The organism is Stappia indica (assembly GCF_001696535.1).
GTDB lineage: Bacteria > Pseudomonadota > Alphaproteobacteria > Rhizobiales > Stappiaceae > Stappia > Stappia indica.
Map to the genome: position 1 here is coordinate 1,002,388 of NZ_MBQE01000001.1, position 23,986 is coordinate 1,026,373.

Annotated in this window: 38 protein-coding genes; 15 read left to right on the forward strand and 23 right to left on the reverse strand. The window is 67.0% G+C overall.

Features of this window, described 5'->3' with window-relative positions:
* Nucleotide 1: 1 nt before the first annotated feature.
* The 10 genes from BBX35_RS04715 to BBX35_RS04760 all read right to left on the reverse strand — a co-directional run bounded on the left by BBX35_RS04715 (nt 2) and on the right by BBX35_RS04760 (nt 8,331).
* Nucleotides 2-625 carry a hypothetical protein gene (locus BBX35_RS04715; protein ID WP_067216581.1) on the reverse strand — a complete coding sequence of 208 codons (624 nt, stop codon included), beginning with the start codon at nt 623-625 and terminating at the stop codon, nt 2-4.
* A gap of 66 nt (nt 626-691) precedes the next feature.
* A complete protein-coding gene (locus BBX35_RS04720) occupies nt 692-1,162 on the reverse strand; it encodes a hypothetical protein (protein ID WP_067216584.1) in 471 nt (156 codons plus the stop codon).
* A gap of 64 nt (nt 1,163-1,226) precedes the next feature.
* Nucleotides 1,227-2,225 carry a phage capsid protein gene (locus BBX35_RS04725; RefSeq protein WP_067216586.1) on the reverse strand — a complete coding sequence of 333 codons (999 nt, stop codon included), beginning with the start codon at nt 2,223-2,225 and terminating at the stop codon, nt 1,227-1,229.
* An 86-nt stretch (nt 2,226-2,311) separates the two neighbouring features.
* Nucleotides 2,312-3,220, reverse strand: coding sequence for a hypothetical protein (locus tag BBX35_RS23300; RefSeq protein ID WP_067216588.1), 909 nt, complete (start codon nt 3,218-3,220; stop codon nt 2,312-2,314).
* Nucleotides 3,217-3,585, reverse strand: a complete 369-nt coding sequence (locus tag BBX35_RS23565; protein ID WP_067216590.1) for a hypothetical protein — start codon at nt 3,583-3,585, stop codon at nt 3,217-3,219. The genes BBX35_RS23300 and BBX35_RS23565 overlap by 4 nt, the downstream gene beginning before the upstream one ends.
* Nucleotides 3,582-5,156, reverse strand: a complete 1,575-nt coding sequence (locus BBX35_RS04740) for a portal protein (protein WP_067216592.1) — start codon at nt 5,154-5,156, stop codon at nt 3,582-3,584. The genes BBX35_RS23565 and BBX35_RS04740 overlap by 4 nt, the downstream gene beginning before the upstream one ends.
* A 1-nt stretch (nt 5,157) precedes the next feature.
* On the reverse strand, nt 5,158-5,361 hold the full coding sequence (locus BBX35_RS04745) for a hypothetical protein (protein ID WP_067216594.1): 204 nt from the start codon (nt 5,359-5,361) through the stop codon (nt 5,158-5,160).
* Complete coding sequence (locus BBX35_RS04750) at nt 5,349-5,747, reverse strand: hypothetical protein (protein ID WP_067216596.1); 399 nt, start codon at nt 5,745-5,747, stop codon at nt 5,349-5,351. The genes BBX35_RS04745 and BBX35_RS04750 overlap by 13 nt, the downstream gene beginning before the upstream one ends.
* The gene (locus tag BBX35_RS04755) at nt 5,744-7,588 is read right to left on the reverse strand and encodes a hypothetical protein (RefSeq protein WP_141687811.1); all 1,845 of its coding nucleotides are present in this window, start codon (nt 7,586-7,588) and stop codon (nt 5,744-5,746) included. Before BBX35_RS04755 ends, BBX35_RS04750 begins: the two co-directional genes overlap by 4 nt.
* Nucleotides 7,589-7,779: 191 nt before the next feature.
* Nucleotides 7,780-8,331, reverse strand: coding sequence for a hypothetical protein (locus BBX35_RS04760; protein ID WP_067216601.1), 552 nt, complete (start codon nt 8,329-8,331; stop codon nt 7,780-7,782).
* 515 nt (nt 8,332-8,846) lie between these two features.
* Between BBX35_RS04760 and BBX35_RS04765 the strand changes: the two genes are divergently transcribed.
* A complete protein-coding gene (locus BBX35_RS04765) occupies nt 8,847-9,044 on the forward strand; it encodes a hypothetical protein (protein ID WP_067216603.1) in 198 nt (65 codons plus the stop codon).
* Between the two features lie 3 nt (nt 9,045-9,047).
* The gene (locus BBX35_RS04770) at nt 9,048-9,236 is read left to right on the forward strand and encodes a helix-turn-helix domain-containing protein (RefSeq protein WP_067216606.1); all 189 of its coding nucleotides are present in this window, start codon (nt 9,048-9,050) and stop codon (nt 9,234-9,236) included.
* A 63-nt stretch (nt 9,237-9,299) separates the two neighbouring features.
* Here the strand turns inward: BBX35_RS04770 and BBX35_RS04775 are convergent, their stop codons facing one another.
* The 11 genes from BBX35_RS04775 to BBX35_RS04825 form a co-directional block, all read right to left on the reverse strand.
* Nucleotides 9,300-11,294, reverse strand: coding sequence for a hypothetical protein (locus tag BBX35_RS04775; RefSeq protein ID WP_067216608.1), 1,995 nt, complete (start codon nt 11,292-11,294; stop codon nt 9,300-9,302).
* 51 nt (nt 11,295-11,345) lie between these two features.
* Nucleotides 11,346-12,038: a hypothetical protein gene (locus BBX35_RS04780; protein WP_067216610.1), complete on the reverse strand. Its 693-nt coding sequence runs from the start codon at nt 12,036-12,038 to the stop codon at nt 11,346-11,348.
* Complete coding sequence (locus BBX35_RS04785) at nt 12,038-13,171, reverse strand: DUF7146 domain-containing protein (protein ID WP_067216613.1); 1,134 nt, start codon at nt 13,169-13,171, stop codon at nt 12,038-12,040. The genes BBX35_RS04780 and BBX35_RS04785 overlap by 1 nt, the downstream gene beginning before the upstream one ends.
* Nucleotides 13,168-13,548 (reverse strand): hypothetical protein, encoded by a 381-nt coding sequence (locus BBX35_RS04790; protein WP_067216615.1) that lies wholly within the window; start codon nt 13,546-13,548, stop codon nt 13,168-13,170. Before BBX35_RS04790 ends, BBX35_RS04785 begins: the two co-directional genes overlap by 4 nt.
* A 4-nt stretch (nt 13,549-13,552) precedes the next feature.
* On the reverse strand, nt 13,553-14,560 hold the full coding sequence (locus BBX35_RS04795; RefSeq protein WP_067216617.1) for a phage Gp37/Gp68 family protein: 1,008 nt from the start codon (nt 14,558-14,560) through the stop codon (nt 13,553-13,555).
* 2 nt (nt 14,561-14,562) lie between these two features.
* Complete coding sequence (locus BBX35_RS04800; RefSeq protein ID WP_067216620.1) at nt 14,563-14,847, reverse strand: hypothetical protein; 285 nt, start codon at nt 14,845-14,847, stop codon at nt 14,563-14,565.
* Nucleotides 14,844-15,179: a hypothetical protein gene (locus BBX35_RS04805; RefSeq protein WP_067216622.1), complete on the reverse strand. Its 336-nt coding sequence runs from the start codon at nt 15,177-15,179 to the stop codon at nt 14,844-14,846. The genes BBX35_RS04800 and BBX35_RS04805 overlap by 4 nt, the downstream gene beginning before the upstream one ends.
* A 3-nt stretch (nt 15,180-15,182) precedes the next feature.
* Nucleotides 15,183-15,662: a hypothetical protein gene (locus tag BBX35_RS04810; RefSeq protein WP_067216625.1), complete on the reverse strand. Its 480-nt coding sequence runs from the start codon at nt 15,660-15,662 to the stop codon at nt 15,183-15,185.
* Nucleotides 15,659-15,910 (reverse strand): hypothetical protein, encoded by a 252-nt coding sequence (locus BBX35_RS04815; protein ID WP_067216628.1) that lies wholly within the window; start codon nt 15,908-15,910, stop codon nt 15,659-15,661. The genes BBX35_RS04810 and BBX35_RS04815 overlap by 4 nt, the downstream gene beginning before the upstream one ends.
* An 89-nt stretch (nt 15,911-15,999) precedes the next feature.
* Nucleotides 16,000-16,326 carry a hypothetical protein gene (locus tag BBX35_RS04820; protein ID WP_067216631.1) on the reverse strand — a complete coding sequence of 109 codons (327 nt, stop codon included), beginning with the start codon at nt 16,324-16,326 and terminating at the stop codon, nt 16,000-16,002.
* On the reverse strand, nt 16,323-16,532 hold the full coding sequence (locus tag BBX35_RS04825) for a helix-turn-helix domain-containing protein (RefSeq protein WP_067216634.1): 210 nt from the start codon (nt 16,530-16,532) through the stop codon (nt 16,323-16,325). Before BBX35_RS04825 ends, BBX35_RS04820 begins: the two co-directional genes overlap by 4 nt.
* A 93-nt stretch (nt 16,533-16,625) precedes the next feature.
* Between BBX35_RS04825 and BBX35_RS04830 the strand changes: the two genes are divergently transcribed.
* The 12 genes from BBX35_RS04830 (at nt 16,626) to BBX35_RS04880 (ending at nt 21,609) form a co-directional block, all read left to right on the forward strand.
* Complete coding sequence (locus BBX35_RS04830) at nt 16,626-17,249, forward strand: helix-turn-helix domain-containing protein (RefSeq protein WP_067216637.1); 624 nt, start codon at nt 16,626-16,628, stop codon at nt 17,247-17,249.
* Between the two features lie 135 nt (nt 17,250-17,384).
* Nucleotides 17,385-17,747, forward strand: coding sequence for a helix-turn-helix transcriptional regulator (locus BBX35_RS04835; protein WP_067216639.1), 363 nt, complete (start codon nt 17,385-17,387; stop codon nt 17,745-17,747).
* Nucleotides 17,744-18,121 (forward strand): hypothetical protein, encoded by a 378-nt coding sequence (locus BBX35_RS04840; protein ID WP_067216641.1) that lies wholly within the window; start codon nt 17,744-17,746, stop codon nt 18,119-18,121. Before BBX35_RS04835 ends, BBX35_RS04840 begins: the two co-directional genes overlap by 4 nt.
* A complete protein-coding gene (locus tag BBX35_RS04845) occupies nt 18,118-18,399 on the forward strand; it encodes a hypothetical protein (RefSeq protein ID WP_067216644.1) in 282 nt (93 codons plus the stop codon). The genes BBX35_RS04840 and BBX35_RS04845 overlap by 4 nt, the downstream gene beginning before the upstream one ends.
* The gene (locus tag BBX35_RS04850) at nt 18,392-18,691 is read left to right on the forward strand and encodes a hypothetical protein (protein ID WP_067216647.1); all 300 of its coding nucleotides are present in this window, start codon (nt 18,392-18,394) and stop codon (nt 18,689-18,691) included. Before BBX35_RS04845 ends, BBX35_RS04850 begins: the two co-directional genes overlap by 8 nt.
* Nucleotides 18,688-18,864: a hypothetical protein gene (locus tag BBX35_RS23570; protein WP_171901381.1), complete on the forward strand. Its 177-nt coding sequence runs from the start codon at nt 18,688-18,690 to the stop codon at nt 18,862-18,864. Before BBX35_RS04850 ends, BBX35_RS23570 begins: the two co-directional genes overlap by 4 nt.
* 11 nt (nt 18,865-18,875) lie before the next feature.
* On the forward strand, nt 18,876-19,058 hold the full coding sequence (locus BBX35_RS04855; RefSeq protein WP_067216649.1) for a hypothetical protein: 183 nt from the start codon (nt 18,876-18,878) through the stop codon (nt 19,056-19,058).
* A complete protein-coding gene (locus tag BBX35_RS04860) occupies nt 19,055-19,321 on the forward strand; it encodes a hypothetical protein (protein WP_067216652.1) in 267 nt (88 codons plus the stop codon). The genes BBX35_RS04855 and BBX35_RS04860 overlap by 4 nt, the downstream gene beginning before the upstream one ends.
* Nucleotides 19,318-19,587 carry a hypothetical protein gene (locus tag BBX35_RS04865; RefSeq protein ID WP_067216655.1) on the forward strand — a complete coding sequence of 90 codons (270 nt, stop codon included), beginning with the start codon at nt 19,318-19,320 and terminating at the stop codon, nt 19,585-19,587. Before BBX35_RS04860 ends, BBX35_RS04865 begins: the two co-directional genes overlap by 4 nt.
* 98 nt (nt 19,588-19,685) lie before the next feature.
* Nucleotides 19,686-19,958: a hypothetical protein gene (locus tag BBX35_RS04870; RefSeq protein WP_067216658.1), complete on the forward strand. Its 273-nt coding sequence runs from the start codon at nt 19,686-19,688 to the stop codon at nt 19,956-19,958.
* Nucleotides 19,959-19,987: 29 nt separating this feature from the next.
* The gene (locus tag BBX35_RS04875) at nt 19,988-20,191 is read left to right on the forward strand and encodes a hypothetical protein (protein WP_067216661.1); all 204 of its coding nucleotides are present in this window, start codon (nt 19,988-19,990) and stop codon (nt 20,189-20,191) included.
* The gene (locus BBX35_RS04880) at nt 20,188-21,609 is read left to right on the forward strand and encodes a hypothetical protein (RefSeq protein ID WP_067216664.1); all 1,422 of its coding nucleotides are present in this window, start codon (nt 20,188-20,190) and stop codon (nt 21,607-21,609) included. Before BBX35_RS04875 ends, BBX35_RS04880 begins: the two co-directional genes overlap by 4 nt.
* A 95-nt stretch (nt 21,610-21,704) precedes the next feature.
* On the opposite strand, the gene BBX35_RS23310 is transcribed toward BBX35_RS04880, so the two are convergent.
* Nucleotides 21,705-22,649 carry a hypothetical protein gene (locus tag BBX35_RS23310; protein ID WP_141687812.1) on the reverse strand — a complete coding sequence of 315 codons (945 nt, stop codon included), beginning with the start codon at nt 22,647-22,649 and terminating at the stop codon, nt 21,705-21,707.
* Between the two features lie 61 nt (nt 22,650-22,710).
* A complete protein-coding gene (locus tag BBX35_RS23315; RefSeq protein ID WP_171901382.1) occupies nt 22,711-22,947 on the reverse strand; it encodes a hypothetical protein in 237 nt (78 codons plus the stop codon).
* A 334-nt stretch (nt 22,948-23,281) separates the two neighbouring features.
* Between BBX35_RS23315 and BBX35_RS04885 the strand changes: the two genes are divergently transcribed.
* Nucleotides 23,282-23,977 (forward strand): orotate phosphoribosyltransferase, encoded by a 696-nt coding sequence (locus BBX35_RS04885; protein WP_067216666.1) that lies wholly within the window; start codon nt 23,282-23,284, stop codon nt 23,975-23,977.
* Nucleotides 23,978-23,986: the final 9 nt, after the last annotated feature.

Sequence of the window (23,986 nt, forward strand, 5' to 3'; positions counted from 1 at the left end):
ATCAACTTCTCCAGGCGCGGGCAAGCGGGTTGTCGTCCCAGCCGGGACGGCGCGGCGGCGTCGACAGCGCATTCGTGGTGATCGCGGCGCGCATCTCGCCGCCGCGCTTCATCTCGCTCGGCGTGCCGTAGGCCCGCATGTGCAACGTGTCGTGCAGGTTCCGGTCGCTGGCGACGGACAGGGCGAACGACGCCGCCACGGACGTGATGGTCGCCGCGCGAAACGTCGCGGTCCATCGGTGCGGCTCGGGCCGGAACTGGCAAAACGCCCACAGCGCCGGAGCATCGGAATGGACCTGACCGTTGATCTGGGCAAAGCGCCAGAACCGGCGGTCCGGGTCGGTCGGATCGTCGGTGAGCCACAGCGGCGGGCTGAGCAGCGGTCCCGGCACGTTGAACACGGTGGCAAAGCCGGATGCCGGCGCCGGGCCGTCGACGGCCGACAACTGGCGCAGCTCGTGCGCGAAGGAAAAGGGCTCCAGCCCCAGATTGAAATCCACCACCGCCTCGTAGAGCAGCGAGGCGGACTGCCCGCCGATCACGTCGGCATCGAGATCCTGCAGCGGCTCGGCGCCGATCAGGGCGCACGCCGAATTGACGATGTCGAGATGCGTAAGCAGCGCCATGACAACTCCCCGTCGGTGGACGCCGCGGCGGACCGAAAACCGCCGCGGCCCCTTTCGGCCAGCGCCTTAGGAGGCGGCGAGCAGGCCGGAAGCGACGAGCGCCGCGCGGATCGCGTTGACCTTGGCCGCCACCTCGCGGATCGCTGCCGCGTTGGTGGCCGCATCGGCCGACGACAGGTCCGGCAGGTCGCCGTCATTGGTGCCGCCGATGGCGCCGGCGTTTTCCGTCAACGCGGCCACGGCCGTCTGGTCGCCGGTCACCGCGTTGGTGTCGCGCGAGATCGTCACGCTCGACGAGGAGACGGCGTTGAAGACATACATGCGCACCGTCGGCGTGGTCGCCTTGGCCATCGTGGCGATGAGCACGTCGCCGACCTTCAGCCGCTCGTAGAGCGACAGGAAGTAGTTGGAGGTCTCGACCTGCGCTGCCGTGTCGTCGGTGACGTAGGCATGCACGGCGCGGGTCGAGCCGGGCAGCGAAGCATCGGTGGTGCCGATGTGGTCCATGGTCCGGAAGCCGGACTTGCTGAGTGCCATTGAAGGAGCTCCTTGGCTCGTGGCGGGAGGGAAGCCGGCGGCCGAGCCGCCGGCGTCGGTGTCGTCAGACGATGGTGATGGCGCCGTCGCTGGCGGTGCGGAACCGCTTCACGCCCTTGCCCTCCTGCAGGAGGGTGGCGGCGCCCTTCGCCTTCATGTTGATCGTCCACTCGTCCTCGTAGTTGTCCCATGCCTCGCGCATGGTGAGGTCGGTGTGGGCGGCCCAACCGACGGCAGACTTGTGCCAGATGAACAAGTCCTGCTTGTTCGCTTCCGGCACCGGATAGACGTCGAGATCGTCTTCCGGCTCCCACAGGAACCAGTTGACGCCGTTCCAGAACCGGGTGCTGGTGGCCTTCACGAACGGCAGGTCGCCCGGGCCGACATGCTCGGCGTTGTTCACCACCTTGTTGGCGAGGAGCTGGTTCCACTGCAGCGCCGGAAGGCCGCAATAGACGTTGCCGTCCCACGGCACCTTGTCCTGCTGCAGCGCCTTGCAGAGCGTCATGGCGTTCGCGGCATTGAAGGCACCCGAGGAGAAGTCGAGCCCGGTCACCGAGGTGACGCCGGCGGCCATCGTCTTGTAGATCTCCTCATCGGTCGCCCGGCCGAGCGCCATCGCGCCGCCCTCGTAGACGACTTCCCGCTCGTCGATCGACATTCGGTCGAGATCCCACTCCTTGACCGTGTCGAACGCCGTCCACTCGGCCAGCGTCACCTCGAACTTCTTGCGCTGCGAGTTGCCGGGAACGTTGCGCTGGCCGCGGTCTTTGCGGATCGCCTTCGACTTGCCGGCCAGGTAGAAGATCGCCTTCTCGGAGCCTTCGAAGCGAACGGGCTGGGAGACGGTCGGACGCAGGCGGTTGCCGCTATCCTGGTAGATGTGCATGGCGCGGTTCGGATACTGCGTCCGGAACCACTCGGGTGCCTGTGCGGTCATGACAACCTCGATGTTGACGAAAGGGGAAACACCGGGGCCGGAGAGGCCGCAGGCCGCGCGCGGGTCCGCTGCCAGGGCGGAGAGGCCGCGCGCGCCGCAGGTCCGCTCGGTGCGCAAGGTCATCCTCGCGCCGTGCCGCTTGGGTAAACCGGGCAACAAAAAACCCCGGCGGGTGGCCGGGGTCTCTTGGGGTCTCGCGGGCGAGATGCTTACCGCTTCGGGCGGTTCGTCGCCTCGTCGTAGCGCCGCCGCAGATCCTCGTCGAAGCGCTTGTTCGGGTCCGCATGGTTCCGGTTGCGCGGATCGATCCGCGGATCGGAGTGCAGCTTCTTCACGTCCTCGTCGGTAAGCTCGCCCTGGGTGACGCTTTCGCCGGCGATGCGGATGCCGTTTTCTGCCAGGCGGCCCGACAGGCCGCGCAGCAGGAAGTTGCCGGCCGCCGTGTCGGTCAGCGTCAGGAGCAGCGCCTCGACATCGGTTTTCATGGCCTCGGGCACGCCCTTCAGCTGCTTGGCCAGGCCCTTGGCGAAGCCCTCCGCTTCCACCAGCGCATTCTGCGCGCCCTTGGCATCGAAGCCGCCGGCCGTGGAGAAAGACTTGATCTCGGCGGCAGGATCGTAGGGAGCGCCGAGCAGCCCGCCGTCCACCAGCGGCCCATAGACGCCGGAAACGAACTTCTGCAGCTGCTCGTTCGACAGTCCGGCCTCTTTTGCCGCCTGCCGTGCGTTGCTCCAGACCGGATTGTTCTCCAGGTCGCGGAAATACGGCGCCAGCTTCTCGTCCGGCTGGAACGTGTAGCCGTCGACCGTGTCCGGCGCCTTCGGCGCGGTCGCCAGCTTTTCGCGCAGGCCCTCGGCGCGCCGGCTGACATCCGTATAAGCCGGCAGCATCTTGGCGATCGTCTCATCCGGGGTGGAGCCGACGAACTCGGCCGGCAGCCCCTCCGGAGGCGTCCAGGCACCGGCGCCCGGCGGCGGATCACCCGCGCCGCCCCCCGGCTGGCCGCCTGCCCCCGCTCCGGCCGCGCCGGCCAGACCGCCACCACCGCCACCACCAGTCCCGCCGGCGCCATCCGGCGCCCGGCAGGGCGAAAACCGCTGCAAGTCGAAGAAGGTCATGTCACGTCTCTCGGTTTTGTGGGTTCGCCCTGGCCTTTCGCGATCTGCCGGGCGATTTCATGGGCGACGCTGTTTTGCCCTTCGCGAAAAGCGCCGAAAACGGCCATGGACTGGATATCCAGGCCAAGGCTCGAGAAAAACACGGTGCGCCGCAGCGTCGTGTCGAACAGCGCTTCCAGCGCCTTGAGACCGCCGGGCGTCCTGGCGAAATCGGCCCAGGCGCGGGCGATGGCCTCCGCGTCTTCCTGCGCCTTCTCCTGCTCCAGCTTGAGCGCGGCAGCGACCTTCTCGTCCAGCTGCTGGAACCAGTCCCAGCCGCCGTTCCGCGCCCCGGAAACCACGTCTTGAAAGTTCATCGGGTTCATGCAGGCGCTCCTGTCAGTGCGGCGGCCCCGGCGGCCGCTAGGGCCTTGGCCTGATCCTCCTCCTTCAGCTGCTCGCGCTCCTTGGTGGTCACGATGAACTCTTGCGGAACGCCGAGATCCCGGCCGATGGCGGCCAGCGCATCCTCGACCTTGGCCACGTAGCGGGCCATCTGCGGCGCACCGGCCGCACCCGCCATCGCCACCACCATTTGCAGCCACTGGACGATCTTTTCGACCCGCTGCGCCTCGCGGGCGATGGCGAGCGGCGATTTCACGCGCACCCGCACAAGCAGCTGGTCGATGGGAATTTCCGACGCGATCAGGCCCTTGTTGTAGGCGATCTCCAGCGCGCGCTTGACGGCCGGTATGACCACCTCCTTGACGAGGCGGCCATAGGCGCCGAGGTGATCGGCGGCCAGCCGCTTGACGCGCTCCAGGATCTCCGTTGCCGAGCGCACTGCGGCGCCGTCGGGCGGCAGGGACTGGTCCATCATCGTGGCCTTCACACCCATGCGCATCTCGTTCAGCACCAGATTGCTGAGATCGAGCCGCGGATCGGGGAACCGGGAAACCGAAGGGCCGAGCGGCCCGCCATTGCGCGCCACCTTCCAGAACACGCCCGGCTCGTTCGGCGCGAGATCGGGGTTGAACACGCCATCGTCGACGGCGGTGTAGATGCCGAGCATGGCGATGGCCGCCGCCTGCAGCTGCAGCCGCGCCGCCGTGTTCAGAGTTTTGATTGTCGGCATGGCCAGCATGACCGGACCCCGGCCATAGGTCTCGCCGGGCACGCGGAAATAGCGCGGGATCAGCCAGGGGCAGGTGCGGCTTTCGCTTTCGAAAAGCGCCCCCTCCTGCTTGTCGCACCAGACGATCATCCGCCAGCGGCGCCGGTTGCCGCCCTCCCAGATCGTGTCCGTGTGGACCTCGATCTTGTGCTCCGGCTTGTCCTTCAGCAGCTTTTCGAGATCGGCGCCGAATTTCGCTTCCGGCCAGGTCTCGCGCAGGACCCGGACGCTCATCTTGCGGTCCCAGAAGACTGCCGAGATCCGGTTCGCCGGCCCGTTCTCGATCAACAGCTCCTCGATGGGCACCGAGATCGGGTCCCAGAGACGTTCGGGTTCGTCGGCCGGCGCCGGATTGAGCAGCATCGCCCCGGTGCCGGCCGAAAGGTCGAGGGCCATCTCGTGAAAGGCCATGTCCCAATCGCCATCGTCGAAGAAGGCTTGCAGCACACCCGAGATATCGGCCAGTTCGGTGGCCATTTGGTCGCGCTCGCCCTTGTCCCGGATGATCGGGCCCGGCTCCAGCGCGAAATTCTCCTGCCCCGTCGGCCAGAGATCCTGTTGCACCTTGCCGGCGAAGCGGAACGCGCTGTCGATGGCCGTGTGATCGAACACCTGGTCGACGCGCTTTTCCCCCTGCCCGGTCTTGCGCGTCGTTTTGCGGAAGGGGATGGCGTACTGGTAGGCCTCGTCGAGAAGGTGCTGGATCGCGTCCTTCTCGCGCCGCGCATCGTTGCGCCGGGCCTTGAGGCGAGGTGTCAGGCCGATATCGGCGGATGTTTCCATGTCAGCCCAGCGTGTCCTGGCCGGAACCCGACAAGAAGGTCAGCAACTGCCCTCCCTGGCGGCGCCGGCCGCCGGGCGTAGAGCTGCCCTGATCGGCTTCCGCCTGCTGCGCGGCGAGCTGGGCCAGCGAGCGCCGCTGGTTTGCTTCCGCCTGCTGCGCGGCAAGCTTTTCGCCGCGGTTGCCTCCAAGGCCTAGGGCTTCCATCGCCACCACTCCCATTCAGGACGCGCCGCGACGGGCGCATGGAACGAAAAGCCTGCGGCGCGCGCGAAACGCACCCCGGCCTTGGACCGGCAGCAGGCGACGATTTCACCGTAATGAGCGGCAGAAAGCGTCAACCGCACCGCACGGGCGATGGAGAGGAGGTGCGGGCGCGCATCGGCGGAGAAGTTGAACCAGGCCTCGTAGCCTGCATCCTCGACCGGATAGAGCCCGCAGACGGCGAGGCGCCGGCCGTCGGCGGACAGCGCCCAGGTCGGGCCGCTCGCCCACATGTGCCGCAGGACACCCCATTGAACGCGCGTCATGGCGCCGCCGAGGTCGGCAAGATCGAGGAGATCGGCCGGCGCCTTGATGTCGAGCCGCGTCATCGGCCGACCGTGTGCACGTCGAAGCCGCCACGGCCGGCGCCACCCGTTCGGCGGCCCTTCCCCCATGGTCCGCTGCCCTGCCCCTTGCCCGGCAGGCCCGCCGCCGCGCGCATCGCCGCCGTCCGCCCGCGCACGCCGAGGATCAGGTATTGCAGCGCGTCGACGATGTCCGCCCAGGGATGCGTTTTTTCGGGCACCTCCTCGTATTCGGTCGAAGCGCGCTCGTTCCGTCGCTTGTAGCGGTACTTGCCCTCCATGCCTTCGACCAGCAGCGGGCATCGCTGCTGGCAAATGAGCAGCGTGGTGCCCGCTTCGAGATAACCGCGCAGCTCGGCCTTAACCGCGTCGAGCCGAAGGCCGAGCTCGTTCGAGCCGTTGCCGGGAATGAGCGTCGGCAGGCCGCAGATCAGCGCGATCGTCTCCATGGCGGCCAGTTGGCCGCCCTCGCGGTCCGCCCCGTATTCCGCCGCCGGGTCCACATACAGCCGGACATTGCGGGCGCCGGCATAGCGATCCTGCAGGCGCTGGTTCAAGGCCTCGCCGAAGCGCGCGGCGCCGACGCCGTGCCCCAGATACAGCTCGTCGATTGCCGCGATGCGCCCCGGCGCCTGCACCTGGCCGAAAACGGCGGCCGGGTTGAGCGTGTTCATGGAGATATCGATCCCGACCAGCAGATCGTTCGACGAATTGAAGCCGATCTCGTGCGAGGAGACGTGAACCCGGCGGTTGAAGGTCTCGAAAACCGGCTTGCCGGCCCGCGAGTAGCCGAATTCGTTGTCGACCATGCGCCGAACGAAGGCCTCGTCCTGGTTCCGCACGATCCGGTCGTAATAATCCGGCTCCAGGCTGAAGCGGTTTTCGGCATCCGGCGACCGGCCGGACGGCTGTTGGTGAAAGGCCCGGTCCGGGCCGCGCTTTGCGACGAGAACCTTGTAGGTCCAGTTGTCGAGCGTCGGCGCGTTCATGTCGCCGATGACGAATTTCAGCCGCCGGGCGTCCGGATCGAGCAGCAGGTCCTTTTTTGGATAGCGGCCGACGCGCTGTTCCGCGTCGTCGAGGGCGCCTTCCGCGTGCGTGTCCAGCTCGTTGAGCCACACGCCCGAATATTCGCGGCCCTTCATCAGCGTTTCGATGTCGCTGTCGTTCAAGCCGGCGAATTCGGTGATCGCCTCGATGCGCACCCCGTCCCGCCCGATGAAGCGGAGCGTGTGCGTTACGGGCCTGTCATTGCCGCCGGCCCAGCTGGAGCCGGGGAACCCCTTCGGGAACCACTGTTTCCAGCTCTCCAGCACCGTCTTTTCGGCCGAGCGGAACGTGTCGCGCAGCACCAGCCAGCGGCACATGCGCGTCGGGCGGCCGTCCTCAGGGTGGCGTGCGATCGGCGCCAGCGTGGCCGCGTAGATCCGCTTGAACGCGCAGGCGGTGGTTTTGCCGCCGCCCAGCGGCCCCATGATGATGACCGTGGGCGTCTCATCGAGGATGAACAGCTGCGCCACCGGGCCGGGCGGCACGTATCCGAACGGGTCGAAATCGCCCGTCAGGTCGTATTTGAGCGCCAGCCGGCGGATTTCCTCCTCACCGACGCGCCGGAACTCCTTGGCGCCGACAAGATCGCTGACATGCTCACTCATGCCGCCACCTCGCCGGCTTCCCCGACCCTTGAGCCCGCGAGAAAGGCCGCGCGGTGCCGCCCGCACCCCGACCCCGGGCCTCGCAAGGAAGTCCGGCGGGTGGAAAATCCGGACCCGGTTTCCGAAAATCGCCATCGGCATGCGTGGCGAAGCCCCTGGGGGGGTACCCTCCCCCCCCTTCCGGGGACCCCCGGGCCGCCCGCCGGCCATCCTGCCCCCCCTGCCCGGCGCGCCGCCTGGTGCCCGTCGACCATGCTCGCCGAGGGTGCCGGAAATGGCCTGTCCCCCTCCGGATCGGACGTTCTGCCACCCTGATTTTGGATCGGGGGAGCCGCGCCGAATTCGCCCGCGATATCAACGCGCTGCCGTGCCGTGAGACTTTCTCGCGCCATGTCTCACGCCTACCCGTCGTCGCTGTCGTTGATTTCGCTGGCTTTTTCGCCCTCGGGCGCGCCCACCGACAGCGCCCGCTGGCCGGCGATCGCGCGGCCCGCGTCGAGCTGGTTGGTGCCCAGGTTGACCACCAGCATGGGCAGCCGCTCGTCGATCACCTCCAGCTGGACCGGCTTCTTGCCGTGCAGGTAGGGCGCCAGCTGGCTCGCCACCGTGTGCTGCTCGCGCACGATGTCCCACAGCGTCGGGCAGTGCGGCCGCTTGTCCTTCCCGCGCCCTGTCCGGACCTGCTCGTGCTGGACGAACCACGCCTGGAGCGCCACCGGGTCGACCGTGAGGAACCGGGCCATTGCCGTCAGCGGGTCCGTGAAGCCCTGCGCCCGGTAGAACGCCTCGAAGTCCCGCGTCTTGCGGTTCAGCGAGCCCTTCGGCCGGCCGCGCGGCCGCTTCGCCTCGGCCCGCTCGGCCTGGTCGGGCCGCTGCGCGGCCAGGGCCGCGCCGGCATCGGCGAACCAGTCACCCCCCTCGTCGTCGTCTTCGAAGTTGCCGTTTTCCGCCATTCCACCCGGCTCCGGATTATTTTAATCGGGACCGGCGGGCGCAGCTGTCTAGGTGCTGTCTAGGTGACTGTCTAGGAAATTCATCAATCAATTCAATTCACTAAATACAATTTAGACACATTAGACAGTTTAGACACATATCCCCTTACACGGGCGCGCGTGCGCGCGTATGTGCGTATCCCCACGCTGTCTGAACTGTCTAACTCGTCTATCGATTGATTTTTGTCTGTCGTATCAAGGGCTTGTAGCCTGCCCTCCCCTAGACAGCCGCTAGACGCTCCAGACAGTCTCGCCTGCCCGCCATCGGCCATGACCCGACGATAGGAGCCCGCCAGACCGGTCAACCGGTCCTGTCCCTGATCCGCAACGGGTCGGGGTGCGGGATTGGGCGCAAAAATTCGAGATCGCCGACCATAAAAATAAGCGTCTCGCTTATTTTGTGTTGACATGACTAAGCGGGACGCTTATTAATAGCGCTATCAGCAGCGGGCGATGCCCCAACAGGAGACGCACCTATGACCAAGATCACCAACCAGCACGGCGCAGAATTCGACATGGATGCGGTCGCCAACCTCATGGACGACGACATCCGCGAGGCTCTGCACTCTCAGGGCTTCGACAGCGATCAGGCCTTCTTCGAAGCCTATTGCCGCGCCCATGCCGAGCTGTACGGCGAGGAGTTCACCTTCGCTACACGCAACCCGCAGGTCTGATCAGTGACCCCCACCGATCTCCGCGAGATCCGCAGCAAGCTCGGCCTCAATCAGGCCGGGCTTGCCGCCGTTCTCGGTCGGCACCCGCAGACGATTTCGAAGTGGGAGCGCGGCGCCGAGCCGATCCCCGAGACCGGCGAGCTGCGCCTCGCCCTGGCCGCCCTGCTGGCCGGCTTGGAGCCCGTCTCCTGATCCGTTCCACCATGTCAAAGAACCCGCCGGGCGCGCGCGATCGCCCGCCCGGCGCACTGCAGCTCAGGCGCGGCTATGCCGCTCGAAATTCCTGTAATCGCTCAAGGAAACAAACATGCAGCGGCGCTGCTGGCCGGCGACCGAGTAGCGATTGTCGAGCTTGACCGCGCCGTCCGGCCGACTGCCCGTGACGATGCCCTTGACCACCACCGGCTCCGGCCCGCGCCGCAGCGCCCAGGACCAGCTGCCGCTGCCGCCGCGATGGCCGTACGGCGTGTCCTGCAGCATCCGGCCGAGGACCTTGGACTGGTTCGGGATCGCCAGCGCGAAGGATTGGCCGAGCGTACCCTTGGGCAGCAGACCGAGATCCGCAGCGGCGAGGATAGAGCGGGCCTCGGCCTCCTCCATCAAGGTGAGGTCCAGCTTCTCCAGCACCTGCGCCGGGGTCGACTTCACACCGTGGTTGTAGTTGTCGATCGGCGTCGTGAGGATGTGGTGCAGGCAGTCCAGCCAGGCCGGCCGCTTGTCGCCCAGCTCCGGCACCGCATCGGCGGCGAGCTGCTCGCCCCACCAGTCCAGCGTCTCGAACGGCAGGCCGAGCGCATCCATACCCTCGTCGCCGAGCAGCAGGTGTCCGCAGGCCAAGAACGTGCCGAAGGTCGATTGCCCGCGATTGTCGTGCCCCGCCTCGCGCAGCACGGCGCGATACTGCTCATAGATCTCGGGCAGCCGGCTCCACCCGTCCACCACCCGGCGCAACAGGCGCGGGCCAACGCTTTCCGGGTCCTTGAGCTGCGGCACCTTGCCGTCGCGGCTTTTCAGCGGGCCGAGCTGCAGCACGGCAAGCCTCGACATCGAGGCCGGCGGGATCGGCGGCGGATTGATCGCGGAGAAGGCAAAGCTGGACCGCGCCTGGAACTCGACGCCCTTGTGATCGGCGCCGCCGCGGATACGCACGCTGCCGCTGGCCGCATCGCGGGCCATCTTGATGATCTTCTGGCTTTGCTCGATGCCGTCGTCGCCTTCCAGCTCGTCGATGCCGATCGGCACGCTGTCGTGGCCGACCAGCTGGTAGAGGCCGGCCTCACTGGCATTGGTGGTGGAAACCATCGACCGGCCGAGCACGATCTTGTGCAGCTTCATCAGCTCGCTCTTGCCGGCGCCGGCATCGCCCACGGTGAAGGTGGACGGGCGCCAGTCCAGCGCGGCGCCCATCATGGCGACCCCGTACCAGCCCAGCTGGATCATGCAGTCGACGTCGCCGCGCTCGAAATTCCAGCTGCGCAGCGCGCGGAACAGCTCCGGCGCCGGGTTGTCGTCCTCCACCTGGTGCGGCCATGGCACGATGCCGGCCGGCCGGCGCACATAGAAGTGCTGCCCCACCTCGCCCGTGTCGCGCAGTTTGCCGTCGAGCCACAGATACTCGCCGCAATGCAGCAGCAGCCGGCCGTCGTCGGTGCGCCAGGCGCCGCGGCCGCGCACCAGATCGGACATGGACCACGGCCCGCGCTCGCGGCAGGCGGCGAAGAGATCGCGGCGCACCTCCTCGCTCTTGAACCCGGCGATGGCGCCTTTCTTGTCGTAGGACGGCCAGGCCCAGCACAGGAAGTCCTCGGCACCGGCGAACAGGATCTGCAGCCGCTCCACGCCCATGGCCTTGCCGCCGGTGTTGAACACCTGACCGCGCGTGTCGACGAAGAAGAACTGCTCGCCGTCATAGCCGAGCGGACGCACCGGCGCGCCGGCGGGAATGTGGCCGGTCTCGTCCAGCTCGCCCGCCTTGCGCCACTGGCCGGGCTCGATCCCGGCCCGCGCCATGCTGGAGCGGGTGCCCTTGCGCTCGGCCTGCACTTCCAGCTTCTCGCGCGCCGCGCCCGTGACGGCCGCCACCTTGCGCTTGCCGCCGGCGGCCCTGGGCGCCGCCTCGTCCTGCGCCTCGCTTTCCGTTGCCTCGCCTCCCTTCGCGCGCGCCTCCGCACGCGCAGCCGCGGCGGCAACCCATTCCGGCGAGCCCTTTTTTCTTTCCTGTGGATAACTTCCGTATTCTTTTTCGCTCATCGCCCCGGGCCGCCGTCAGGTTGACTTTTGACATGTCAATTTCGCCGGCACTCAGCCGGATGCGGGCGCTTTGCCGCGCGGCTTCTGCCGGTTCGGCACCTTGGGCAGGTCCTTCGGCTGGTCCTTAGGCTGGGGCTTCGGCGCGGCCTTGCCGGCGCTGAGCTTCGCCGCGCGCGCAGGCTTTGCCGCTTCCCGCTCGGCGGCCTCGGCCGCCTCTTGCGCGGCGATCTCGGCCTTGCGCTGCAGCTCCCGCTCGGCCGCCTGCTCCCGGTCGAACCGTGCCATGCTGGCCGCCGCCTCGGCGGCCCAGGGCTCCATCTCGCCCAGCGACCCGACCGGCTCGAAGATCGTGTCCTCGATCGCCGGCGCCGGATTGGGCGGCGGCAGGCTGGCGCGTTGCTCCGCCTCGATCTGGCGGATGGCGAGCCGCTGGCGCAGGTCGCGCAGGGTGATGGCGAACAGGTCGAGCGCGAAGCGCTGCTCCTCCGGCACCGCGGCCCAGGGCGTCCGCGTGGCCCGCCGGTCCTGCTGCAGCCACAGCCACACGGTCTCGCCCTTCTCCACCCCATGGGCGATGATGAAGGCGCCGGTGTTCTCCACCAGCTGCTGCAGCGCGACCTCGTCGGCGCAGGCGGGCATGAAGTCGCTGCCCTCCCCTTCGCTCAACAGCGCATAAAGTTCGCTTGCGGCCACGAAGGCGACACGGGTGGCATAGCTGTCCACGTCGATCTCGGTGATGTTCATTACTCGCTCCTCAGCACGTCGTTGACGTCCTTGCCCCAGCTGGCCGGCATGGCCACCGGCTCCACCGGCTTGTCGAACCGGCGCATCCGCGCCAGCGCCTTGTCGAAGGTCGCCGCCGCCTGGGGGTTGTCCCAATCGTTGTCCCGAAACAGCAGGTAGCCGCTGGCCGCCGCGTGGTCGTAGAGCGACAGGTAGCCGGACAGGCTGCCGGCCGCCGACATGCGCAGCTCGCCGTCCGCCCAGGCGGCCGACAGCCCGTCCTCGATGCCTTCGGTGATGCCCTCGATGCCGCTCACACCCGCCTCGGCCGCCTGTTCCATGCCGAGGCCGCTCGGCCCCAGCGTGAGGCGGATGCGCAGGCCCTGCGTTTCGGGGAACATCATCTTCGCCTTTGCCACATCGTCACCGAAGGGCACCGACTGCGCCTTGTCGCGGCCGTCCGGGGCGAGAAAGGTGTAATGGCAGGCGCCGATGCGCCCCGCCCGGTCGACCATGGCGCCGATCATCGCGGGAAAGCGGGGCGCCTCGCCGCAGCGCTTGCCGTCCGCATCGCGCGGCGCACCCAGCCAGTATTCGCAAGAGGGATGGAACCGCAGCGCATTGCCGACATTCGGCACGTCGCGCAGCTCGATGCCGCGCGCCTCGCGCAGGTAGGTCTCGACCAGCGTTCCCCGCCAGTCCTGGCAGGAGAAGAACATCTTCCGCGCCCGCGCGCGCATCGCCTCGCGCCGCTGTTCCTCCGCCGCCTCCACCGCCACCCGCCGCGCCTGCGCCTCGGCGGCCATCCGCTCGCGCGTCGCATCATCGAGCCGCGACAGACCGAACCGATCCTCGATCCAGGCGACGGCATCCACCCGGCTTTGCGCGGTGACGGCGCCGCTATGCACCGCCGCCACCAGGTCGATCACATCGCCCTTGTCGCCGGAAACGAAGTCCGTCCAGCCGCCGCGCCGCGCGCCGCTCAGCCAGATGACGGTCTGCGAGGCCTTGGCCCGCGCCCGCCACGGCCAGACGACGTTCCACAGCCCGCCGCGCTTGTGGCGTGCGGCCGCGCCCGAGCCGAACAGCTCGGGGATCAACGTCTCCAGGTGGTCCAGGGCCACCTGCTTGGCGATGGCAAAGCGGGACGTCATGCGCGCCGCCTCCGGTGCCGGTTTTTCCCTCGCCGCATCTCCGCGGCGGAGTACAGCGGCCCGCGGTGCTTCTCCTTGGCCAGCACGGTGATGACCGTGCCATTGGTGCACAGGCACACATGCCCCTTGCAGCGGATCCGCGCCGCGCCCTGGCGCAGGGCGAACAGCAGCTCCGGCGGCAGGATCTTCCGCCGCAGGTCCTCGATGTCGATGCCGGTTTCCACCTGAAAGGCGGCGAGCACCTGCGCGGGCGGCGCCGTGCGCCCCTCGCCGCCGCCGGCCAGCCGCTGGAACGGGCGCAGGTCGACATGCATCACCCGCGCGAGATAGCGCAGCACCGCATGTTGCGTGACCGGGTAGCGGGCGGGGACGGTCATCGCTTCAGTCCTTGGGAAGGCCGTTGCGCTCGACGCCGTCAAGGCGTCGACCGGCGCGCACCTTACCGGTGCGGCGCACCGTTGCTCCGTCGTCAAAAGAGTGATGCTCGCCGGCTCCCTCAACCTCGGAAACGCTGACCCACTCACCCCACTGCTTGAAGTGGAACGCTACGCCCGCCGCCACACATTGGTCGCGTAAAGCGCGCGCCCAATTCGGATGCATTGGCCGGGCGCCGGGGCCGGACTCGCCCCCGACGATCACCCAGTCGAGGCGGGCCCAACGTCGTGTGCCGATGGAAAAACCGCCCATGTGATCCGGCGTCTGGTAATACGCGGTCGACTGATACGGTTTGCCCAGTGCGTCGATCTGAAACCCGTTGATGACGTGTGGTGCCATGTGCCGAACTTCGGCCTCAACCACTGATGGCAATGCGCTGCGGCAGCTTTCGAGATTGCCGACCCGCGTCAGATCTACCGGCCCCAGCAGCGGCTCGACGCTGAGGAAGTGTACGTGGGCCGGCGTCGCCAGAAGGTGCGGAATGCGGCGATCCGCTTCGATCTGGTTTTCGGCGGTCGTTCCGAGCCAGACGTTCGGCCATCCATCGCCCCATGACGGCAGGTTGCCGTAGTCTTCGGGTCGCAAGAAGCGCGAGATGTTTTGCGGGCGCTTGGTCAGCAGCAACCAGTCGAGGTTTGGCGTGCGGTGGATCAGGTGCCACAGATCGCCACGCCAGCCGCTCGTGATGGAACGGTCGTTGTCGAACACATCAGCGAGCGAGGCGCAGAACACCCTCGCCCGCTTGCCTTCAGCGGCCGCGGTCCTGTCCCAGGCGATTGGCTTGCGCCAGTTTGCCGGACTGGTACGGCGCCGAACATGCGGTCCCCACGAGTTGCCGAACCGTGCCTCCCAGGCTTCGGCATAGCAGTTGTCGCAGGCCGCGCTGACCTTCGTACATCCAATCCACGGATTGAACGTGTGGTCGCACCACTCGATTTTTGAGTTTTCACCCATGCTCACTCCTCCGGAAACAGCTGCAGCTCGATCGCGTCGAAGGCCGCCTCGATCGCGGGCTCCATCACCCGGCGCGCCTCCACCTGGGCGACGGCCTTGGACACGTACTGCTTGGACACGCCGAGCACCCGGGCGGCCGAGGCCCCCGGCACGCCGGCCGAATTGACAAGGAGGTGGATCGCCCCGGCATGGCGCAGCGCGCGCGGCACCTCGGACACCTCGACGAGGGCGCGAATGCCGGTGAGCGCCAGCTTCGCGCCCCGCTCCAGCGGCGTCAGCGGGGTCATGACAGCCACCAGAGCACGAGCTGAGCGAGGCTTTGCAGCGCCTGCATGTAGAGGATGCCGACCCACGCGCCGAACGTCGCGATGGCGAACCGCTCCCGCTCCTGCGCCTTGCGCAGCGGCGCCATGGCCTGTGCTGCCCGGTAGACAGCGGCGGCGGCGGCCATCGTGTCCGCCGCCTTCCTGTCCCGCTCCAGCACGTCGATCAGGCCTTGGCAGTAGGCCTTCGACATGTCGAGCGTGAGGGACTGCCCTTCCGGGCAGAGGGAAAGGTGAAGGCGCAGGTTCCTGGCCTGCTCGGCCGGGTCGAAGCGGGCGAAGGTGCGCTCGGCCATCGCTCACTCCTTCCGCGCCGAGCGAGCGGCAGGGACGGCGGCACTATGCCAGTGAGGCGGGCACGGCATCAGGATTGTGACCCAATAGGACTCGTCTTCGTCGAACGGAGCGACGATCCCGCTGCCGGTCGGGTCGAGAATGATCTCGCCGTCAAGGATCACGACGGAGTGGCCGCAACCGCGACTGGACTTGCCGCCGAGGATCGCCGGAACGCCGGGCGACAGAAACTTGAGCGTCGTCGCTACGTCTCGCCAATCGGCAACAGGGAAACGAAAGGAGGACTGCCGCCACCCGCGCGTATCGAGAAACGACTGGATGCTGTCTTCGACTTCGCCCGGAGCCCGTGCATCGCCCTTGGCGAAGAAGTGAGGCACGTCGTCAACAGCAAGCCCCATGATCGCGGCGAAGCACACCGAATGGCAGTTGCCGTAACTGTTCGGCGGGTCATGCCGCACCGTGTTGCGAAGAGTTGTATCAATCATGATCCCAGCGCCTCCTGTTCGGCCGCGCGCTCGCGCTCGATGGCGCGAAGGGCAAAGCGCAGCGCCTTGATGTCCCGTGCGAAGGCCCGCCCTTCCGAGCGGATCCGGCACAGGCGGCGCAGGCGCACGCCCGAGCGGGCGGCAAGATCTTCGAGGGAGACGCCCATCCGCAGCCGCCGCCGCTCCAGGCGGGCGATGGCCTGTTGCTGGTCGGGCCGGTACGGGCCGCGCTGTCGCAGGTCTGGCATGGGTCGCCTCGTGAGGTGAGAAGTCGGGCGCCGGACACGAGACACACCGGCGGAAAGCGAAACGGGACGGGGCGCGTGCGCCCCGCGTGTCAGTCGCCGGGCTTCTTGGCCGGCGGGTGCAGGCCGCGCACGGCCGCCTCCACCGCGATCAGCGCCGCGCCGAGGATCATCGGCGTGTGCGCATGGGTGATGTGCCGCGGGCTGCCGGCGAGCACCTGCTCGGCCAGCTCCAGCGCCTGCGGCAGGGTGAAGGGCCCGGCCCGCACGTCCGGGGCATCGCGCCCGGCGCCGGTTTCCAGCACGACGATCTCGTTCGCGTCGGTTTCGGCGATGTGGCGCTGCCGGCTCGCCTGCCCGTGCAGGGGCAGCGTGGCGATCTGGGTGCAGCCGACGGGCTCGCGCGTCTTGCGGGTCATGGCTCCGCTCCGGCCCGCTCCGCGTTCTCGCGCTCCGCCTCGTCCAGCACCTGTTCACAGACCGTGCGGACGGTGTTACGAGGGCTGATCTTCCGCTTCAGCCCCTTGGTGATCGTGCTTTCGGAAAGGCCTGCGCGCCGGCTCAGCTCGGCGCGGGAAATGCCGGCGGCAAGGCGTCGGCGTTCGATGTCATGCCAGCTCGTCACAGCATGTCCTCCTTTGCATATGTGAAAAAATGTGATTTGCTTCACTCAGTCAAGGGGACATTCACCGGATTTGTATTGGAGTACCGCTGAGGCATGCTCGCCCTTGTGGAAAACACTCGGCGAAAACAGTTGGCCTGGATCGAGGCGATCCTCGAACACAAGGGCTGGAACAGGTCGCGGCTTGCGAAAGAGGCCGGCGTCGATCCCTCGACGCTGTCCAAATTCCTGGCCGACCCGCTGAACAAGGCTCAGCTCCAGACCAACTCGATCGAGAAGATCGCCGACGCCAGCGGCTTTCGCCCGTACCTCACACACCCGCCGGTCCGCCCGGCCGGCCTCACTGACATTGAGGCCGAGCCCTTCGACGAGACGGACGCCACCGCAGTGGTTGACGTTGCGGTTTCCGCAATGAAGGCGGGCCGCAACGGGCTCGATCCGTGGGTGATGCGGTCGCGCGCGCTGGAGCATGAGGGCTATCTGCCCGGCGACATATTGATGGTTGACCTGAACATGCAGCCCCGCTCGGGTGATGCCGTCTGCGCCCAGGTCTATGACCGCCAGGGCAAGGCGGAAACCATCATGCGGATCTACGAACACCCCTTCCTCATCGCCGCTTCGTCCGATCCGGCGGCCCGCCGCCCGCTCCTGGTGGACGATGAAAAGGTGATAATTCGCGGCGTGATCGTCGCGTCTTTCCGTCCGCGCCGGGCCGCCTAAGTCCAGAATTCTCCACCGATTTTTCACTTATCGTGATTTTTCGCCATATCCTTTTCACGACTTTTCACGTGAATTTTGTTGACGACATGTGAATTTGTTCACATCCTCCCTCGTGTTCACAGCGAGGGAACCGACATGGAACGACCCCGAACCACACCCGAAACCGCCCGAAAGGCGCAGGGCGTCCCGCCCCGCCCGTCGTCGCCCAAGCTCACCGCCACGGCGGCCGAGGTGGCGGCGCTGCTCGGCATCGCCGAGGGCACGTTCCGCGAGAAGCGGGCGCGCCTGACGGCCGAGCACGGCTTCCCGCCGCGCCTGCCGGGCTGCAACGCCTGGTCGCTGCCGGCGGTGCGCCGGTGGATCGCCACCAATGGCGGCACCTACATGCCGGCCGACCTGCACCCGCTGCACACGGTCGATGCCGGCCCGCTCTCCCTCGACACCCTCAACCCCGAAGCCAGCCAGCTGCTGTCCGACTACGGGAGGAAGTCCGCATGACCGCCCATGTGCATTTCGACATCGAGGACATGATCCGCCGCTCGCGCGCCGGGATCGACAAAGCCTCGGCGCAGGCCATGGCCGGCGCCCCGGACGAGGACAGCAAGCGCTTTGTCGAGATCCAGCGCCGGCTGCACCTGGCCCATGTGGACGGCCATGCCGAGATGCTGCGCCTGTTCAACGAGGGACAGCCGGAAGACCAGATCGCCCGCTCTGCCGCCATCGTCATCTGCGCCCAGGTGACCACCTGCGGACAGTTGTTCGGGCCGGGCTTCAGCTCCCTGCTGGCCTGGCAGATGCAGCGCATCCTGGCCGGCGACATCACCGTCTCGGCCAAGGTGGAGATCCCCCCCGTCGAGGGAGGCCGGGCATGAATCCGCGCGAGGCGGCCGAGCAGATGCCCAGGCTCGGCAAGCGCGAGGCGGCCATGCTGCGCCGCCTGCGCAAGGCGGGGGTTGCCTTCAAGCAACCGCGTGGCTGGCGCTTCCGGGGCGACCGGGAGAACACCCCGTTCAAGGTGGCGGACGAGCTCGTCGGCCGCGGCCTCGCCTTCGAGGAGGGCGGCGCGCCGGCCCGGCTCAAGCTGACGCCGCGCGGCGTGCTGCTCGGCGCCTCCCTGTGCGGCGAGACGAAGGAGCGGCCCCATGGTTGAGCATCCGGAAGGCTGCCCGGACTGCGGCTGCACCGCCGGGCAAAGCTGGATCCATGAGGATCAGGTCTGTCTGGCCTGTGGCTACGACAGGAGCGCAACGCAGACCCTTGCCTTCATCCGCGAGCGCCAATGCCCGCCAGACCGGCTGGCGGGCTACCTGGCCGACAAGACCTCCGCCGCCGTGCTGATCGAAACCGCCGAGCGTGAGCTGCGCGAGGCCAGGTCGCACATCGATGACCTGACGGCGCTGCTGGCGGCCGCCACCCTGCGGCTCAAGGAGGGTGCACGATGATGGAGATCTTCGGCCCCTGGTCGGCGGCGCGCGTCGTCGTCGCCGGCCTCCTCCTGCTGACAATCGGGCTCGGCGTCGTCTGCCTGTGGGCGGCGTGCCGACTGAACCGGATGGCGGACCAGTATCTCGCGCGGGCCCTCGAGCGCGAGCGCAACCGCCGCCGGCTGCCGTGAGCGCCCACGCCATGACGCCATACCTCCTCGACCTGATCGAGATCGCCGCATGGATCGTCGCGGCCGGCGCCGCGGTTCTCGTCGTCGCCGGCCTCGCCGCCCTGCGCCACATCTCGCGGGCGCTGGCCCGGATCGACGAGGAAGAAGACCAAATCCGCGCCATCGAGGCGCGCCGCAAGGAGCAAGAGAGATGATCGAGAACACGGCCCCGGACATGCCGCCGGTGATCTACGTCACCGACGGCGACTACAAGCGCACCGCTCCCGCCTTCGAGCATGAACACGCCTACGTCCGCGCCGATCTGGCGCGCCAGGTGCAGGATGCCCTGCAGGGTTTTCTGGAGGATTACGTGGAGGGCGTGAAAAGCGGCGATTGGGGGTTCTGGGACCCCGAGGAGGAGGCTCACGTCATCGCCTCGCGCGCCGCCCTCGCCAAACTTAAGGAGGCGGGGCTGTGATCGCTACCGCCGCCATCGCCGCCGTTCTCGTCTTCGCCACGCTGCACCCCGCCGCTGCCGACACGCCGCAGCTCGGCCAGCGCATCGCCGTCGACGGCGCGCCCGCCACCGTCGCCGCCGTCTCGTCGGCCGGCCGGCTCGGGATCGTCACCGACGATTGCCGCTACATCGTCACCGGCTCTCCGGTGCCCGGCGAAACCTGGACCGGCGATCTCGAGGACGAGACGCCCCTCCTCGACGATTGCCGGCCGGCAGCGGCCGATTGAACCCCTCCCCGGTTCGCGCCCTCCCTGGCGGACCGCACCTCGGGCGGCGGCCTGTGTCTCTCGTAGCCGCCGCCCACTTTCTCTTGAAAGGATGCCACATGGCCGAATTCGCCCGCCTGGAAGTGATCGACGGAACCCAGCTGCTTTGCTTCATCGACATGGAGCAGCAGGAAGACGGCGAGTATGTCGTCCGCCTGGTCGCGATGTGCCATCTTGAGGTGATCATCACGGTTCGCAAGGGACCATGGCCCGACGACGACGACGGCTGGCAGGTGGCGCAACGGGCCTTGGCCGCGTTCGACATGCCGGCCTTTCTGCTGTCCTCGCGAGAGCTTTCCGATCGGTTCAAGCCCGACGACGCGGCAGAGTAGCCAGCGGATCACAAGACGAGGAACACACCATGAAGATCAGGCAACGCCGCAACGGCGATTGGTGCATGGAGCACGACGACACCGAGGCGCCGTTCACGGTTCTGTGCCATGCGGTCGGAAAGTTCAGCGTCTTCGATCTCGATGACGAGGATCTCGAACGTCCCTTGGCCGACTTGGAGGACGCTGAAACCTGTGAGCGCATTGCCGCCGCACACATGCGGGTGACACCATGAAGAAGTCGAAAGGCCCGCGCATTCCCCTCGTCGCCTGGCGCGACGGCCGGCCGCGCTACGTGCCCTCCGCCACCGCCCGCGCGCGCGGCGAGAAGGGCCAGGACCTGAAACACCCTTCGGGCAGCTGGTTCACCTACGAGCAGGCGCAGGAATGGTCGCAGGAGAAGCGCGCCGCCCTGCAGGCCTCATCGCACGCGGTCGAGGCCGAACGTGCGCCAGCGGCGCCCGCTGGCCCGGCACGGGGCACTTTGCCTGCCGCCCCTCGCAGGCCGGCCACGGGCCGCAGCGGCCGCACGCTCGCCCACATCGTCACCGACTTCACCGACAAGAACCCGCGCATGCTGGGCAAGGACATCGTCGAGGGCCGCAAGGTGCGCCCGGCGCTGGCGCCCAAGACCGCGCAATACTACCGCGATGCCGCCAGTCTCGTGCGCCGGCTGGACGACGGCGGCTTCTGGGCGCGCCCGGCCGAGGCCTGGCAACCGGAAACCATCGCCCTGCTGCTCGACCGGGCCGAAGTCTGCCACGGGCTGGCGCAGGCCCGCGCCGTGCGCGCCATGCTGTCCCAGGCCTTCGCCAACGAGGTGAAGCTGCGCTTCCTGAAAGCCAATCCGATGCGATTTCTGGAGGAGCGGCTGCCGGTCCTGCCGCCCCGCGTGCGCTACGGATCGGTAGAGGAGGTCCGCCACCTGGTCGCCGCGGCCGATCTCGTCGGCCGGCCCGAAGTCGGCGACATGGTGCTGCAGGGCGTGTGGACGGGCCAGCGCCAGGCAGACCGCCTGTCGCTCACCCATGCGCAGCTGCGCGACCTGACGCTTGCCTTTCGTCAGGCGAAGAAGGGCGGCCAGCCGCTGGAAATCCCCGTGGCGCGCCTGCTGGAAAAGCGCCTCGCCGCCACCGCCCGCCGCCGCCAGCTGCGCGAGGACGCCCTGCGCAGCGCGGGCAAGCCCGTCGTCGTCTGGCCGCATGTGAACCTGGACGAGAAGGCCGGCCGCCCGTTCAAGAGCAAGCACTACCAGCACGTCTACCGCGAGGTGGCCAATGCCGCCGCCTGGGGCCTGTGGCGCGTGCCGGCCGAAGACGGCGGCCCGCCGGTGCTGGCGACTGTGGTGCCCGCCGGGCGCCCCGCCCCGCGCCATATCGGCACGCTGGCGCTGGCGCGCCTGCCGGCCCGTGGTGCGGTCGAGGTACTGCCGCCCATGCCCTCGCTGCTCGACCTGCGCGACCAGGACCTGCGCGACACGGCGGTGACATGGCTTGCCCGCGCCGGGGCGGACAAGATGGAGATCGCCTCCATCACCGGCCACTCCTTGAAAACCATCGACCAGATCCTGCAGCACTATTTCGGGCTGCACCCGGACCTGGCGAAACGCGCCATCGGCAAGCTGGAAGATTGGTACATGGGAGCGGAAGGGTGAGCGAGCAGTCAGTCGATCCAACCGCTTTGACTGTACTACTATAGTGCATCCCACTTCTGAGCGTAGACGCTCAGAGCACGCAAGAAACACACCGATTAAATTCGCAAAAATTGCTCTGCTTTACTCCAGTCGGTTTTAGCCATCTTGATAGATAAGTGGTGATTATTAGGCCCTATCTCTCGATAATGAATGACATCGCTACGGTAGAATGAACTTATTATTCTGTCTTCGCCAAACAAATCGACAAAACCACCATCAACAACTATCGCAAATTTCAACTTTTCTTCTCGAAAATATCTCAACCAGTCACGCGGCAAAAGATCATCAACCCGCACCGCCGCCTCGTGAGTAATGCCCGCGCCGAGGTCGACGTTACCGTCCTCAGCATTTGTTTTAAAAAGACGATCAATTGCAACTTCTCCGTCCAAAAGCACAACAATACGCAGACTCACATGGATTGAAAATGCCGGCGTAGTCCCCGTGTTGATCACCACAACAACAAAATTTAGATGAACGTAATCATCAATAACATGATCCACCTGGATAACCAGCCGACCAGTTGAAATGTGAGCGACCGCTTGGGCACGCGTTATTTTTACTGTCTCTTCTGCCGCTCGCGTACTCGCATCAGCTGCAGCGGTTGCGGCTCTCGCCTCCGAAAGCGTTTGCCGAGTTGCCTGTAGCGTCATCCAAAGTAGCACCACACCCAAGAACGTAAGCGTGGTTGCGATCCACGATGACCGTTCGGCCCCCGCCGCCGCGCGCGCTGACGCTTCTTGGGCGGCCAGGTCGCAATAATCTCGAGATGTGGGCGGCCCTTTCTCGGGCCCATTTTCCGCGTCGCCCGATGATGAGGACTTTGGATCCTCGGGATCCAGGAACTGCAAGAAGGGATCTAGTTTCTGTTGTGCGGCGCAGGCTCTTTCGACCTGAGTTGGGCTCCACAACTCGTAGGGATAGAGGTGATAGAACAGTATCAACAGAAAGCCACCAAAGATGGCACCTGATGCAAAGGCGTTTAACCATTCACGATCGGACACACAATCCTCTCCGGTAACAAAGGACGTATCACATAAAACGATCCACCTCGGCCGCTGGTATTCATCCCCCCGAATTATCAAATCTGTCGAAAACATTGCGAGATGAACCCGGCGTAGCCTTCGTATCAACCGTCAGATCGCACAGCTCGTTGAGGCAGTGCCGCACCTCGCCCGTCCAGCGATCGAGAATGTAGACGCCACCCGCGCCGCCGACGGCGCGCATGTCGAACCGCATCCACCAGCCGGCAGCGAGAACGATGGCGAGAAGTGTGAGGGCAAAGACGCTTCGTGAAATCACTGCTGCAAACCTTGACAAGCCGTCGATCCGGGCACTATGCCACGCGCGCCGCAGGCACGAAAGGAACCATGGCGCTTTCCGCGCAGCGACATGAGACTTTCACAAGAATTCGCGAAATGGAAAATGCTAAGAGACTGAAATCATTGGAATGGTGACTGATTTGTAATCAGGGGGTCACGGGTTCGAATCCTGTTGCCGGCACCACCATTTCCCCGATGTTTTCCAGTCCGAACACGGCACGGTCCGCATCGCGGGTCGAACGGTTTCGCCCGGCTGCACAACAGCCGGGCCGAAGGCGCGCAACACGGCGCATACAGCAGCGAGAGGACAGCTCATGAACCCGATCGGTTTCCCGGATCCCGCCTTCGTGTCACGCCAGACGGCCAGGATGCTGCTCGAGGTCAAGGCGGTCCATTTCCGCGCCGATGAGCCGTACAAGCTGACCTCCGGCCTTGCCAGCCCGGTCTATATCGACTGCCGCAAGCTGATTTCCTTCCCGCGCCTGCGCGCCACGCTGATGGACTTCGCCACCGCCACGATCCTGCGCAATGTCGGCTTCGAATCGCTCGACGCGGTCGCTGGCGGCGAGACGGCCGGCATCCCCTTCTCCGCCTGGATCGCCGAGCGGCTCGGCCTGCCCATGCAGTATGTCCGCAAGAAGCCGAAGGGCTTTGGCCGCGATGCGCAGATCGAGGGCGTGCTGCACGAAGGCGACCGGGTGCTCTTGGTCGAGGACCTGACCACCGACGGTGGCAGCAAGGTCCGCTTCGCCGAGGCGCTGCGCAAGGCCGGCGCCCAGGTCGACCACGCCATCGTGCTGTTCTTCTACGACATCTTCCCGCAGACCTACGAGGCGATGGCCCGCAACGGCCTGACGCTGCACTACCTCGCCACCTGGCGCGATGTGCTGGCGGTCGCCCGCGACGAGAACCATTTCGACGAGAAGACGCTGGCTTCGGTCGAATCGTTCCTCAACGAGCCGCTGAAGTGGTCCGCCGCCCATGGCGGCATTTCCGAGTTCTCGGTCTGAGCCGGCCAA

Excerpts from the sequence above, each read along its gene's own strand:
- BBX35_RS04715 (WP_067216581.1), bottom strand. The coding sequence starts at position 625 with ATGGCGCTGCTTACGCATCTCGACATCGTCAATTCGGCGTGCGCCCTG.
- BBX35_RS04720 (WP_067216584.1), bottom strand. The coding sequence starts at position 1,162 with ATGGCACTCAGCAAGTCCGGCTTCCGGACCATGGACCACATCGGCACC.
- BBX35_RS04725 (WP_067216586.1), bottom strand. The coding sequence starts at position 2,225 with ATGACCTTGCGCACCGAGCGGACCTGCGGCGCGCGCGGCCTCTCCGCC.
- BBX35_RS23300 (WP_067216588.1), bottom strand. The coding sequence starts at position 3,220 with ATGACCTTCTTCGACTTGCAGCGGTTTTCGCCCTGCCGGGCGCCGGAT.
- BBX35_RS23565 (WP_067216590.1), bottom strand. The coding sequence starts at position 3,585 with ATGAACCCGATGAACTTTCAAGACGTGGTTTCCGGGGCGCGGAACGGC.
- BBX35_RS04740 (WP_067216592.1), bottom strand. The coding sequence starts at position 5,156 with ATGGAAACATCCGCCGATATCGGCCTGACACCTCGCCTCAAGGCCCGG.
- BBX35_RS04745 (WP_067216594.1), bottom strand. The coding sequence starts at position 5,361 with ATGGAAGCCCTAGGCCTTGGAGGCAACCGCGGCGAAAAGCTTGCCGCG.
- BBX35_RS04750 (WP_067216596.1), bottom strand. The coding sequence starts at position 5,747 with ATGACGCGGCTCGACATCAAGGCGCCGGCCGATCTCCTCGATCTTGCC.
- BBX35_RS04755 (WP_141687811.1), bottom strand. The coding sequence starts at position 7,588 with ATGGCCGGCGGGCGGCCCGGGGGTCCCCGGAAGGGGGGGGAGGGTACC.
- BBX35_RS04760 (WP_067216601.1), bottom strand. The coding sequence starts at position 8,331 with ATGGCGGAAAACGGCAACTTCGAAGACGACGACGAGGGGGGTGACTGG.
- BBX35_RS04765 (WP_067216603.1), top strand. The coding sequence starts at position 8,847 with ATGACCAAGATCACCAACCAGCACGGCGCAGAATTCGACATGGATGCG.
- BBX35_RS04775 (WP_067216608.1), bottom strand. The coding sequence starts at position 11,294 with ATGAGCGAAAAAGAATACGGAAGTTATCCACAGGAAAGAAAAAAGGGC.
- BBX35_RS04780 (WP_067216610.1), bottom strand. The coding sequence starts at position 12,038 with ATGAACATCACCGAGATCGACGTGGACAGCTATGCCACCCGTGTCGCC.
- BBX35_RS04785 (WP_067216613.1), bottom strand. The coding sequence starts at position 13,171 with ATGACGTCCCGCTTTGCCATCGCCAAGCAGGTGGCCCTGGACCACCTG.
- BBX35_RS04790 (WP_067216615.1), bottom strand. The coding sequence starts at position 13,548 with ATGACCGTCCCCGCCCGCTACCCGGTCACGCAACATGCGGTGCTGCGC.
- BBX35_RS04795 (WP_067216617.1), bottom strand. The coding sequence starts at position 14,560 with ATGGGTGAAAACTCAAAAATCGAGTGGTGCGACCACACGTTCAATCCG.
- BBX35_RS04800 (WP_067216620.1), bottom strand. The coding sequence starts at position 14,847 with ATGACCCCGCTGACGCCGCTGGAGCGGGGCGCGAAGCTGGCGCTCACC.
- BBX35_RS04805 (WP_067216622.1), bottom strand. The coding sequence starts at position 15,179 with ATGGCCGAGCGCACCTTCGCCCGCTTCGACCCGGCCGAGCAGGCCAGG.
- BBX35_RS04810 (WP_067216625.1), bottom strand. The coding sequence starts at position 15,662 with ATGATTGATACAACTCTTCGCAACACGGTGCGGCATGACCCGCCGAAC.
- BBX35_RS04815 (WP_067216628.1), bottom strand. The coding sequence starts at position 15,910 with ATGCCAGACCTGCGACAGCGCGGCCCGTACCGGCCCGACCAGCAACAG.
- BBX35_RS04820 (WP_067216631.1), bottom strand. The coding sequence starts at position 16,326 with ATGACCCGCAAGACGCGCGAGCCCGTCGGCTGCACCCAGATCGCCACG.
- BBX35_RS04830 (WP_067216637.1), top strand. The coding sequence starts at position 16,626 with ATGCTCGCCCTTGTGGAAAACACTCGGCGAAAACAGTTGGCCTGGATC.
- BBX35_RS04835 (WP_067216639.1), top strand. The coding sequence starts at position 17,385 with ATGGAACGACCCCGAACCACACCCGAAACCGCCCGAAAGGCGCAGGGC.
- BBX35_RS04840 (WP_067216641.1), top strand. The coding sequence starts at position 17,744 with ATGACCGCCCATGTGCATTTCGACATCGAGGACATGATCCGCCGCTCG.
- BBX35_RS04845 (WP_067216644.1), top strand. The coding sequence starts at position 18,118 with ATGAATCCGCGCGAGGCGGCCGAGCAGATGCCCAGGCTCGGCAAGCGC.
- BBX35_RS04850 (WP_067216647.1), top strand. The coding sequence starts at position 18,392 with ATGGTTGAGCATCCGGAAGGCTGCCCGGACTGCGGCTGCACCGCCGGG.
- BBX35_RS23570 (WP_171901381.1), top strand. The coding sequence starts at position 18,688 with ATGATGGAGATCTTCGGCCCCTGGTCGGCGGCGCGCGTCGTCGTCGCC.
- BBX35_RS04855 (WP_067216649.1), top strand. The coding sequence starts at position 18,876 with ATGACGCCATACCTCCTCGACCTGATCGAGATCGCCGCATGGATCGTC.
- BBX35_RS04860 (WP_067216652.1), top strand. The coding sequence starts at position 19,055 with ATGATCGAGAACACGGCCCCGGACATGCCGCCGGTGATCTACGTCACC.
- BBX35_RS04870 (WP_067216658.1), top strand. The coding sequence starts at position 19,686 with ATGGCCGAATTCGCCCGCCTGGAAGTGATCGACGGAACCCAGCTGCTT.
- BBX35_RS04875 (WP_067216661.1), top strand. The coding sequence starts at position 19,988 with ATGAAGATCAGGCAACGCCGCAACGGCGATTGGTGCATGGAGCACGAC.
- BBX35_RS04880 (WP_067216664.1), top strand. The coding sequence starts at position 20,188 with ATGAAGAAGTCGAAAGGCCCGCGCATTCCCCTCGTCGCCTGGCGCGAC.
- BBX35_RS04885 (WP_067216666.1), top strand. The coding sequence starts at position 23,282 with ATGAACCCGATCGGTTTCCCGGATCCCGCCTTCGTGTCACGCCAGACG.